At 48.7% G+C, this 12,380-nt stretch carries 8 protein-coding genes; 1 reads left to right on the forward strand and 7 read right to left on the reverse strand.

What is annotated here, in order from left to right; all coding sequences use genetic code 11:
• Positions 1 to 182 precede the first annotated feature (182 nt).
• Entirely contained in the window at positions 183 to 563 is a 381-nt protein-coding gene (locus tag P4D80_RS04555; RefSeq protein ID WP_421657700.1) for a PadR family transcriptional regulator, read from the reverse strand.
• A 551-nt stretch (positions 564 to 1,114) separates the two neighbouring features.
• On the opposite strand from P4D80_RS04555, the gene P4D80_RS04560 reads away from it, so the two are divergent.
• On the forward strand, positions 1,115 to 2,719 hold the full coding sequence (locus P4D80_RS04560) for a sensor histidine kinase (protein WP_421657701.1): 1,605 nt from the start codon (positions 1,115 to 1,117) through the stop codon (positions 2,717 to 2,719).
• A 476-nt stretch (positions 2,720 to 3,195) separates the two neighbouring features.
• On the opposite strand, the gene pcrA is transcribed toward P4D80_RS04560, so the two are convergent.
• The 6 genes from pcrA to nrdR all read right to left on the reverse strand — a co-directional run bounded on the left by pcrA (position 3,196) and on the right by nrdR (position 11,984).
• Positions 3,196 to 5,553, reverse strand: coding sequence for a DNA helicase PcrA (gene pcrA, locus P4D80_RS04565; protein WP_421657703.1), 2,358 nt, complete (start codon positions 5,551 to 5,553; stop codon positions 3,196 to 3,198).
• Positions 5,554 to 5,847: 294 nt separating this feature from the next.
• Complete coding sequence (locus P4D80_RS04570; protein ID WP_421657705.1) at positions 5,848 to 7,584, reverse strand: PAS domain-containing sensor histidine kinase; 1,737 nt, start codon at positions 7,582 to 7,584, stop codon at positions 5,848 to 5,850.
• A gap of 181 nt (positions 7,585 to 7,765) precedes the next feature.
• Positions 7,766 to 9,025, reverse strand: coding sequence for a methionine adenosyltransferase (metK, locus tag P4D80_RS04575; protein ID WP_421657706.1), 1,260 nt, complete (start codon positions 9,023 to 9,025; stop codon positions 7,766 to 7,768).
• Between the two features lie 235 nt (positions 9,026 to 9,260).
• The gene (locus P4D80_RS04580; RefSeq protein ID WP_421657707.1) at positions 9,261 to 10,031 is read right to left on the reverse strand and encodes an HAD family hydrolase; all 771 of its coding nucleotides are present in this window, start codon (positions 10,029 to 10,031) and stop codon (positions 9,261 to 9,263) included.
• A gap of 84 nt (positions 10,032 to 10,115) precedes the next feature.
• Positions 10,116 to 11,111 carry a 30S ribosomal protein S1 gene (locus P4D80_RS04585; RefSeq protein ID WP_421657709.1) on the reverse strand — a complete coding sequence of 332 codons (996 nt, stop codon included), beginning with the start codon at positions 11,109 to 11,111 and terminating at the stop codon, positions 10,116 to 10,118.
• 315 nt (positions 11,112 to 11,426) lie between these two features.
• Complete coding sequence (gene nrdR, locus P4D80_RS04590; protein ID WP_421657710.1) at positions 11,427 to 11,984, reverse strand: transcriptional regulator NrdR; 558 nt, start codon at positions 11,982 to 11,984, stop codon at positions 11,427 to 11,429.
• Positions 11,985 to 12,380: the final 396 nt, after the last annotated feature.

The raw sequence follows: 12,380 nt of genomic DNA on the forward strand, positions 1-12,380 counted from the left end.
CTTTATCTATTAATCCGGCAATGCAAGTCACGAAAGCAAATTCAGGTTTTTCAAGGCTTCCAGCCCACAAAATGCAGGATCAATGATTGCCGGGTTAATAGTAGATCAAAACAAAAGTCTTGAGGGGGAGAGCCCCTACTTCCCCATGTCGCACATTGAGTGTTTGCAACACTATTGCAACACTAGTACATCGGTTGAGTAGCAAGGTCTAAATCTGTGCAAACAGATCTTCGATTGTATTCATGCCAAAAGCGTGCCAGATCCTGTAACTTTTCCTTTGCTTCAGGCTTAATCTGATACATCCGCCGGGGTCTCCCCCGACCGGAAACTTTCTTCAAGTAACTGGTGATGGCTTCCTCTGCTATCAAGAACTTAAGGCTGTCATAGAGAACTGTATCCGAAACTCGATAGCCTGGGTATTCTGTTTCCAGGCGTTGAATCATCTCAGTGCCGTAGGAGTCTTCCTGAAGTAATGTTGCAGCTACGTAGCAAACAGCTAGCTCATGGTTAAGAAATAAAATTGGAGGACCTGCAAAAAAGTTAAAAATGTCTTGAATCGTCATTGCGTTCGCCTACACAAATTCGCCTACACAAATTATTAATTTAAGAAACTAATTGTAGTAAAGGCTTAGGTTTTCTAAGTAAGTGGACAATACAATAAGTAAGTGGACAATAATTAAATTACAAATTAAGTTGGGTTGAAGTATTAAACTCAGGATTTGCGTGGGGTACACTACGCCAACCCATCCTACAAATAATCAAATCTAGCTACTTAATACCAGTTGTCCATAACCAATCACCTACCATAACCAATCACCTATATTAATTGCAGTCTCCCAAAAGATGAAAAGTATGGAACATCGATTCCAATAATTCTGGTTTCTCAGAATGAAACATAGATGAAAGTTGCATGAAAAAATTCTCATCATGGCTGCTTGTGGCTGCATTGCCTTAGAAGTCATTTATAGCGATAGCCACCAGACTCAGGACAGGGTGCAGGGGTGGAATCCCCCCTTGTTCACAAATAGTTTGTGAACACTATAGAATTGAGTTGACTGCGGTAATCTAAGCGATGCTTGAACTGTAAGATAAGAAAGATAAGAGAGAAGTTTCAGTGAGCAGTCCCAGCGATCGCCCAATTTCTTTATCTTCGACCCTGATTTCTTCCTTGCCAGCCTCCCTGCGTCGGCAAGTAAGGGCTTACTGGCATACCTTTTGGGGAGAAACTCGCACTCGCATTCTGACATGGTATGTTCTGATTTTGATTTTTACATTTGGGCTATCTATTCCTATCTTTCGTTATTTGTTGTTTGCCAAGATTGATGCCCGTGTTCGGCAGGATATGGCAGAGGAAATGGAAGACTTTCGCCGTTTGCTGGCAAATAGTTCTGATTTTGTTGATGATGATAATGTCCATCAGGGTGGTAGCGAGGCAAGGCGCTCTAAAAATTCAGGTATTTTGTCGGCGATTCATTGGGATGGTCGTCAGAAGCCGAGCATTAAATCACCTAGTACAGGAGCAGAACTGAAACAATTTTTTAATGCATATATGGCTCATCGTGTCCCTGAGGATGAGGTTTATTTAATTGCATTTGTCGATGGGCAATTCTATAGATCCAGCCCCAGTGGGCGGCCCACCGAATTAGGCACAAATTCCTCATTAATGCAACGCTGGGCACAACAAACCTGGGCAGATCAAGGAGAAATCTCCAGTGCCGACCCTGATATTGGTAATATTCTCTACTTAGTTCAACCTGTCGAGCATCAAAATCAACTGTTGGGTGTGTTTGTGATTGTTCATACGACAGCTGGTGAGTGGGCAGAGGGGTTAGAGGCAACTTGGATCGCGGCGCAAGTTGCAGGCGGCGCGCTGATACTGGCATTGTTATTAGCCTGGCTGGCATCGGGACGAGTCTTGCAACCGTTACAAACCTTAGCGACAACGGTTGAAGCGATCAATGAATCAGATTTGACCCGGCGGATTTCAGTCCAGGGAAAGGATGAACTGGCTCGGTTAGCCGCTCAGTTTAATGAGATGATGAATCGGGTTGAGACAGCATTTATTACCCAGCGAGAGTTTGTTAACGATGCCGGGCATGAACTGCGGACTCCAATTACCATCATTCGGGGAAATTTAGAAGTGATGGAAGTCTTGTCTACAGAACAACGGGAAACACTGGCATTGGTGACCGATGAGTTAGACCGAATGAGCCGTATTGTGGATGATTTGATTGTGCTGGCAAAATCAGAGCGTCCAGATTTTTTGCAACTTGAAACTGTTGAGCTAGCTCCCTTCATGCAAGATTTATTTGCTAAAGTAAAAACTCTTGCCCCGCGTAACTGGTACTTGGAAGAGGTTGCTCAAGGACAAATCAGGGCTGATCGCCAACGACTGACTCAAGCAATCATGAATCTGGTGCAAAATGCAACTCAGCATACTCAGCCAACAGACTCTATCACGCTTGGATCGGCGATCGCGAAAGGCAAGGTTCATTTTTGGGTGTGCGATACAGGCACAGGCATTCCACCAGCCGATCAAAAGCGGATTTTTGAACGATTTGCCAGACTAACCCATCAACGTCGCCGCTCGGAAGGCGCTGGATTGGGGTTGGCAATTGTAAAAGCGATCGCTACTGCCCATGGTGGAACTGTGACTTTGCGGAGCCAACTAGGGGAAGGGGCAACATTTGCGATCGTGCTGCCATTAAAGCGACAGTGAACGGTGTATAAGTAGCCACAATAAACTGTATACAACATTATGAAAGGAATATCGCATGTTTGTGCAACTCCATAGGAAATTGGCGGATGTGGAGATTGCGGCGTTGCTGAAAAGGAGCATGAATCGAAACGAAGTTTCGAGCATACATCATCTATTTCATATCCAGATTCAGCATGCTGAGGTTGCTACCTATAGATTGCTATAGCTCTACGCGGGTGCGTTAGGACATTGGAATTAGAGAGGGAGTGGGGGCTTCGCTCCCAGCCAGGAGTTCCACCCCTGCACCCCGTCCTAACCATAATGACCACTGGTATACCTATATTGATTGCATGATCGATGCGTCTAAGCAGTTTGCAGATGTCCATCCCGGTTGTCTTGCTGTATCGGGACAATTAATCGATTTAATGACCGTTGCCGATGCCAGTACGCTAAATCATCCATCCACCACTTCCCCGCGCCCTGCTCCTGAACTGCGCTTAATCAAGCCGCTGGACAGATGTAATTTTGGGATCGACAATTTTTTGTCCCATTCCCGGAAACTTGACTGCCAGGCAGATTTTGTTGCCTGCACCAAAGATGTGTGTCACCTGGCCTTCGCCATAGGCCCTGTGGATGACGCGATCGCCCACGCTCCAGTCATCCTCATGGGTATTGGGCAGTTGCGCATCCTCCTCCCGTTGTTCGCGAGATTGGGCAATGGTTTTCGTAAACCGGCTTGGAAAGGCAGAGGCGCTATTTGACTCCATCTCTTCCTTCGGTAACTCGCTTAAAAACAGAGATGGCTCTGCAAACTCCCGGTTGCCATACAGCCGCCGAGCACGGGCATAGGAAATAAACAGCCGTTCCTGGGCGCGGGTAATACCGACGTAGCAGAGGCGGCGTTCTTCCTCCAGAGCTGCCGGATTATCGATTGAACGGTGATTAGGAAACAAACCTTGCTCTAACCCAACGAGAAACACGACCGGAAACTCCAGCCCTTTAGAAGAGTGTAGCGTCATCAGAGAGACTTTGTTTTCGCCCTCATCCAGATTGTCCAGATCGGAAGCCAGAGAAGCATTGGCCAGAAATGCAATCAGGCTGGGGTCTTCTTCGTTGTCCTCCTGGAACTGGTTGACAGCATTGTAAAGCTCTTCAACGTTCTTCAGCCGCTCCTCGGCCTCATCGGTGCCCTGTGCCTTCAGGTCAGCAACATAGCCAGAGGCTTCCAGCACTTCCTGGATGATTTCATTGGCCGGTAGGGTATCCAGTTGCTCTCGCCCTTTCTGGATGATCTGGACAAAGCTGAGTACGCCCTTAGCAGAGCGCCCCGCCAGGGTTTTCACCGACGTTTCATCCTGCAAAATCTCCCAGAGGGGTTGATTTAACTCCTGGGAAGCCCGGACTAGAGTATCAATCGTGGTCTTGCCAATGCCGCGCCGGGGTGTGTTGATGACCCGCAACAGGCTGACAGTATCATAGGGGTTGGCGATCGCCCGCAGATAGGCCAGCACATCCTTAATTTCTTTGCGATCGTAGAACCGCAACCCACCGATTATCTTATAAGGCACTTTATGGTGAACCAGGATTTCCTCAAAGGAACGGGATTGGGCGTTGGTGCGGTAGAGAATGGCAAACTTACTCCAGCTCAGTTCCGGATGTTTTGCCTCCAGTTCGCGGATCTTTTGAACCACAAACTCTGCCTCGTCCACTTCATCGTCGGCCCGATAGAGAAAGATTGATTCACCGCTACCACGGGTCGGGCGCAGAATTTTTTCAATTCGCTCGGTATTGTTCTCAATCAGTTGATTCGCAGCTTCCAGAATGTTCTGGGTGGAGCGGTAATTTTCCTCCAGTTTTACCATCGTGCGGGTATCGTCATCCGGCAGGCGATCGCCAAAATCATCCTGGAAATCCATCAGAATCGTGAAGTCCGCCGCTCGGAATGAGTAGATCGATTGATCCGCATCTCCTACGACAAAGACAGAACGATAATGCCAGTCATTAAATCGGCTGGAATCTTCCCGATTGGTGACCAGCAATCGAATCAGGTCATACTGGGTGCGGTTGGTGTCCTGATACTCATCCACCAGAATGTGGCGAAAACGATTGTGCCAGTAAGCCCGTACCTGTTCGTTTTGGCGAAACAGTTTGACTGGCATCAAAATCAGGTCGTCAAAATCGAGGGCGTTGTTGGCGGCCAGTGCATCCTGGTACATGCTATAAACGTTCGCAATCACTCGCCCTCGATAGTTGGGCTGTTCCCGTTCCAGATCCTGGGGTGACCAGCTCTGGTTCTTGGCATTGCTAATGGCAAACCGAACCGATCGCGGATCAAACTTCCTGTCATCCAAATTGAGCTGGTTGACCACAATGTCTTTTACCAGGCTCTGAGCATCGGACTCATCAAAGATGGAAAAGGTACGCGTCCACTGCCGACCATTGCGGTCCTGATACTTTTCAATATCAAATCGCAGAATGCGAGTGCAAAGGGCGTGAAATGTCCCGATCCACAGGTCTTTAGTAATTGTTTTGTAAATGCGCGACTTAAGCCGGGTTTGCTCATCGGGAGGAAGCGCATCCAGGGGCTTACCATATTCCCGTTGGGCTTCGCGATCGGCAAACAGTTTCTCGATCCGATCCTTCATTTCCCTGGCCGCTTTATTGGTAAACGTCACGGCCAGAATGTTCTCTGGATCAACCCGATGGGTTAGCACCAGATTGGCAATCCGGTAGGTTAGTGCCCTTGTTTTACCAGAGCCTGCCCCGGCAACCACCAGCAGAGGACCACAGTAATGTTCAACCGCTTGCCGTTGGGAAGCATTGAGATGGCTGAGAAAGTCAATTGTTTGAGTCATGGAGGGCTGAGCGACTGCACAGGAGATCAGGATTTAAGCAGTAAGCGTTTGGATTGTGATGGGGGGCAGGGGTTTCACCCTTGCTGTGGGGGCTGTGGGAGCACTGCCCCTGTCCTAACCAGAATGCGTAAGGCTATAAAGGTAGCAATTCGCTTCTAGACAAGGATATCGCATCTCGCCCAGATTCTGTAGCCAGAATCGGGTAATCCAGATCCCGACTTCTCTATAAAAGCCCCGACGCTATGGGCAAAACGATTAGAGGTCGGAGATCTGAAGTCAAGCATCGCGGGGATCTCATTGGGTTTCTGACTCAGCCAACCGTTGCCGAATGGGAATTTGAATCACGAATTCCGCTCCCTGACCAGGAACTGAAAGGCACTTCAAAGAACCTCCGTGCCGCTCAGTCACAATCTGGTAGCTGATCGATAAGCCCATACCTGTCCCTTTACCCACCGGTTTGGTTGTAAAAAAGGGGTCAAACAACCGCTGCCGTACCGATTCTGTCATTCCAGGCCCATTGTCAGCAATTCGGATAACGACATACTCTTTGTCCAGCACCTCCGTTGAGATATGCAGGGTACTGGGCATTTGCTGCATTTCCTCAACAGATCGCCGCCTATCCCGGTCCTCCATCGCATCCAGGGCATTGCTAAGAATGTTCATGAACACCTGATTCATTTCTCCGGCGTAACATGCCACCAGTGGTAGGTTGCCATACTCTTTGATCAGTCGGATTTCGGGGCGATCGTGTTTTGCCTTCAGTCGGCTCTGCAAAATTAGCAGGGTGCTCTCAATTCCCTCATGAATATCGACAGCTTTGAACTCTGCTTCATCCATGCGAGAAAAAGAACGCAGAGAAGTGACAATTTTCTGGATCCGATCTGCCCCCATTTTCATAGAAGCAAGCAATCGGGGCAGGTCTGCGATCAGAAAATCAAGATCAATAGCCGCCGCAACAGTTTGAATCTCTGGCTCTGGCTCTGGGTAATGCTTTTGATACAGATTAAGTAGACGAATCAAATCTTGCGTATACTCATTGGCGTAGGCAAGGTTGCCATAGATAAAATTGACAGGATTATTAATTTCATGGGCAACTCCGGCGACGAGTTGCCCCAAGCTGGACATCTTCTCGGTTTGAATTAACTGCGCCTGGGTATTTTGGAGCTTACGCAGGGCCGCTTCCAGTTCAACTGATCGCTGCCTCAGTTCCGCTTCCGATCGCCTCAAAGCCTCCTCTGCCTGCTTACGCTCGCTGATATCTGTCACTGTGACAATCAGCTGATAAATCTGGGCGGCACTGTTGCGTAGGGGCGTAACGTTTAAGTGCCACCATCTCTCCCCCTCCTCCTGGCGCAAACACTCTTCAAACGAAACCGTTTGCCCAACTTGAAGACACTCCTGATAACGCCGACGAAAAGGAATGTCGGTTTCGCCCGGGGCTTCACTGACAGTTTTGCCTAACAGAGACTTAAACGGGATGGGGCTGATTCTCGCCATGGCTGAGTTGTAGTTGGCGTAGCGAAATTCCGTCCCCCCCTCCAGAACATCCAGGACAAAAATTCCGTAGTCTACCCCATCCCAGATGCTCTGCAAAAACTGGGCTTGCCGATGAAGTTGCTGCTCCACCTGCTTGCGCCCACTAATATCCCTTGCCACCCCAATAATCGAAACAACCTCACCGTGGCTATCTTTTTTGACCGCCAGGTTCAGCGTGTGCCATCGCCAGTTACCATTCTTGTGGCGAACCCGGTACTCAATTCCTGACTGTTTTTGCCCAGTTGCGATCGCAGTTTCAAAAGCCTGGTAGCAAATCGGCAAATCATCAGGGTCAATCAAGGGGACAAAGGACCTCCCCTCAATTTCAGCCAGGTCATACCCCAAAATATCGGTAAAGTTTGGCGAGACGTAGGAAAAAATTCCTTCTGGAGAAAGCAAAAAGATCAGATCATTGGCATTTTCAACAATGCTCCGAAACTTTTCCTCACTCTGGCGTAAAGCGGATAATTCTTGGTGCAGTAGTTCATTAGACATAAGCAAATCTGGCTTGCTTGAAAGCGAACAATTTCCCCACACCAAAAAACCTTCTGGAGCCTAACAGAGTTAGCCTGATTATTCCAGAAGGTTTTAATCAATAAATGCACAATAAGTGCACCGTTATGACGACGACCACCAGCTTAAAGTAGCCTCTCCATCACTGCGCACAGAGTTTTTTCTAGAGTTTTACCGAGAGAAACTCTGCCAGAGCTTCTCGCAAAACAGGTGCCTTATCGACCTGTTCCCAGGGCAATTCAAGATCAGTCCGTCCAAAGTGACCATAAGCCGCCACATCTTGATAAAAGCGACCACCCCGCTCTGCCGGAAGCTGTCGTAAATTGAAGGTTTGAATGATCCCGGCAGGACGTAGCTCAAAGTGTTGGTTAATCAGGTCAAGGATGCGCTCGTCAGGAATTTTGCCAGTGCCAAAAGTATCTACCATGATACTGACCGGGCGGGCGACCCCGATCGCATAACTCAATTGCACTTCGCACTTTTCTGCTAATCCAGCCGCCACAATGTTTTTTGCCACATAGCGGCAGGCATAGGCTGCACTGCGATCGACCTTTGTGGGATCCTTTCCAGAAAACGCGCCACCACCATGACGAGAGTACCCGCCATAGGTATCGACAATAATCTTGCGACCCGTCAGTCCCGCATCTCCCTGGGGACCACCCACAACAAACTTACCCGTAGGGTTGACTAAGAAACGAGTATCGCTGTTGGGTTTAATGTCAATATCAGCAAAGACCGGCAATACAACCACCGACCATAGATCTTCTTTGATCTTTGCCTGTACCGCTGCCTCATCGGTAATGTCACCAATGGTTGGGGTATGCTGGGTGGAGACCAAAATGGTGTCAATCCCAATGGGACGGTTGTCCTCGTATAAAACTGTCACCTGAGTTTTTCCGTCCGGACGGAGGTAAGGGAGTTGCCCAGTCTTACGCACGGCTGCCAGCTTGCGGGAAATCCTGTGAGCCAGACTAATAGGAAGGGGCATCAACTCTGGGGTTTCATTACAGGCAAACCCAAACATAATCCCCTGGTCACCTGCCCCAATCCGGTCTAACTCCTCACTACTAGTCTGCGCTCGAGTTTCGTGAGCCGAGTTAACACCCTGAGCAATATCCGGAGATTGGGCATCTAGAGCCACCAACACCGCACAGCTTGTTGCACAGAAGCCACCATCGGCTCCGGTGTAGCCAATCTCGGTAACTTTCTGCCTGACCAGGTCAATGTAGTTGACTTGAGCCTTGGTGGTAATCTCACCGGTAATCAAAACTAGACCTGTGTTGACCACAACCTCTGCAGCCACGCGGCTGGCAGGGTCTTCGGTCAATAGGGCATCCAGAATCGTATCTGAGATTTGATCGCAGATTTTATCTGGATGTCCTTCGGTAACGGATTCAGAGGTAAAAAGATAGCGACGAGACAACTGGATACCCTCTCCTTACTGCTAGGGGAACATCAACCACTCCTACTCACACTCCTATTAGAGGGTAGGGCATGGGCATCTTAAGAACTTACGTAATTCTACCCGGCAAACTGCAAGAATGTTAACCGAACCTGATAAGTCATCAGAATCCATGATTCAACATCTTTACTTATTCTTTACAAGTTGAAAATTGAGAATAAGCCCAGCCAGAGCGTTTATCGTTTCGTTCTCAAGGTTAACCACCCACCTGAACCGCTTCATCAAAAACTTGAATATCATCAAAACGAGCAGCTAAAGCATCCGCACCCCTTAAAGAGATGGGCGGTGTCCATCCCCAGGTGACCCCAATCCAGCCAGCAGCACCTGCGGCCCGTGCCATCTCACCATCAGCGGCAGAATCTCCGATCGCAAGCACCGCCTTTGGTTCCACCCCCAATTCCACACAGGCCTGGTAAAACAGAGTGGGATCGGGTTTCCCCGGTCCAGCATCCGTTCCCATTCCTAACGACACCAGTGCCCCCAGTTCGTACCGTTCTATGAAGTCCTGGACGTTTGCGGTGGTGTCTGCTGAAAGAATCCCAACTTTCACCTGGGTCTTTGCCAGCGATCGTAGCAATTGGATGGCCTCGTCAAACAGGGGGGTATGATCGGCTTTACGTCTGAAAACGCGATCGGCTTCCTGAAAGGCTGATCGCGCGATCGATCTCGCCTCTATCCAATCCCGTCCTGTTTCTGCAATATAGGCAGCGGCAGCAATTTCGTTTTCCAGGCGAGAACCAACCGCCATCATTCCAGATGGATTCAGGACTGGCCCATCCAGCCCAAAGGCCATCAACAGAGGCTCCTGAACACCAGGGATCTGGGCATCAATCAGGCGGGCCCGCTTTTGCCCCAGATTCCACAAAAAGTCCTGGGAATTGGCCAGCGTTCCGTCCTTATCAAATAGAACTGCCTGTAGATTCTTAAAACAAACAGTTCCACACTGAATCGTGACCAGGAAAGTCATGCCTCAAACTGCAATAAACTGCAATAAAAAAGAGGGAAGACCCCTCTTTCAGAAAATTTACCAGTTTTAAGCGGAGACCGAATACTACTCTTCATCAATGGCAGAAGGGAGATCCTCCACATCCACTTCCAGCGGAGGTTCAGGTTCTGCCAAGGTCATTGACTTACCCTGTTGCTGTGCCAGCACCTGTTCACGATATTTCGCCGCCATTTCCTCAGCCTTGTCGTAGACAACCTGCGGATTCTTGACCATGTCACCGGGTTCTGGTTCCAACTGCTTGGTTGACAGCGATATCCGTCCGCGATCAGAATCCAGGTCGATAATCATCACCTTCACCTCATCGTTGACGTTGAAGACGCTGTGGGGGGTATCAATGTGGTCGTGAGAAATCTCAGAGATGTGCAGCAGACCGCTGACCCCACCAATATCGATAAACGCGCCGTAAGGCTTGATCCCACGGACGGTTCCAATCACCACTTCGCCTACTTCAAGCTTGTTCATCTTCCGCTCAACCAGAGCCCGCCGGTGGCTGAGGACAAGACGATTTCGTTCTTCGTCAACTTCCAGGAACTTCAGGGGCAATTCTTCACCCACCAGATCTTCCTTAGGCTTGCGGGTGCTGATGTGAGAACCCGGAATGAAGCCACGTAGCCCCTCAATCCGAACCAGAGCGCCACCCCGGTTGGTTGCGAACACCATTGATCGTACTGTTGCATCTTCTGCTTGCAGCTGACGAACCCGCTCCCAAGCCCGCATGTACTCAATCCGACGAATGGAGAGGGTTAGCTGCCCATCTTCATTTTCGTCTGCTAGGATAAAGAACTCACGCGTCTCGTTGGATTGCAGCACTTCCTCTGGACTGTCAATCCGATTAATGGACATTTCCTGGATCGGGATGTAAGCAGCAGTCTTCGCACCAATGTCAATCAGAGCACCCCGTGGCTCAAGACTGAATACCGTTCCGGCAACCACATCGCCAGGACTGAAGTGGTAGTCGTACTTGTCGAGCAGGGCTGCGAAATCTTCGTGGGTAAAGCCAACGTCAATGTCTGTCGTTTCCTGATTGACCATGCGAATCATGTCCTAATAATTACTCTCCTTCTAAAATTGCCTCCTGTCGATGTATAGGCACGCTAAAGCAATGCTGACTACACCTACATCCCTCCTATCTATTCTAGGAGATTTCAAACGATGAGATTGGGGGCTCAGAAGAACCATGATAACCTAACGAGGACTGCCCAGCATATTTTTCCATAAGGATATTTTCTTCCAAACCAGGAAGGAGCTGACCAAAAAGGCAGGGACTCTGCTAGCAGAGCAAAGTTTTTGTTTGCAAGGATTAACAAATCTTTAAGAAAACAGAAGTGTTAGCAAGTTCTCACAAGTTCTCAATGGTTACACTTCAGCATGGGAAGCAGGCTGGGAATGGGGCAGAATGGTCCTATCCGAGCCAACTGGAGATTCTTCTTGAGCCAGAGTTTCTTTGCTGGAGGAACGGCTACTAGTACTTTGAAGATGATTCAGGGCATCTACAAAATCTCGGATACCCTGAAATTTGCGATAAACAGAGGCAAATCGAATGTAAGCAACTTCACTTAAATCGCACAGATTTTGTAGCACTAGTTCACCGATTTCAGAACTGCTTACCTCACGCACAGCTCGCTGTTGCAGCTCGGCTTCAATTTCATCCACCATTGCTTCCAGTTGTGGGGCAGAGATGTCTGTTTTTTCACAGGCCCGGATGATGCCGCGCAAAAGTTTGGAGCGGTCAAAGGATTCGCGATCGCCATTCCGCTTAATCACTGTAATGGGAACAAATTCAATTCGCTCGTAAGTTGTAAAACGGCGCTTACACCTGAGACATTCCCGCCTCCGCCGCACACTTTGCCCTCCCTCCGCCGAGCGCGACTCAAGAACACGGTTTTCAGTGTATTGGCAGAAGGGGCAGCGCATGATGGAAAAAGCTCCAAAGCAGATAAACGGCTAATGTTGTACCATCAATGGGGCAATTTGACTGAAAAACCCCACCCCTCAGAGACATCAAGTCTGTAAGGTTTGGAGTTTGAGCAAAAGATCGATATGATGTCTGCTTTTACATTAATCAGTATCGATGATTATGACTAATTTCTTTTATTAATTTTCTTCTAGATAAGTAGAATTGCTTAAAAATTTAAAACGGGTTTGTTACGATTTACAATTCTCTGCTAGCTGTTCCACCCTTCCCTGAAGGAAATCGAGATATTTGCTAATTTTGCCCATTGCACTCAACATTTAGCTAAGTTGCTAAGGAACGAAAACTAAATAATCTCTGTAACCTCACCCCGCCCTCGGCTCCTCTCTTCGGCTCGG

The sequence above is a fragment of the Leptothermofonsia sp. ETS-13 genome (assembly GCF_049200465.1).
Taxonomy (GTDB): domain Bacteria; phylum Cyanobacteriota; class Cyanobacteriia; order Leptolyngbyales; family Leptolyngbyaceae; genus Leptothermofonsia.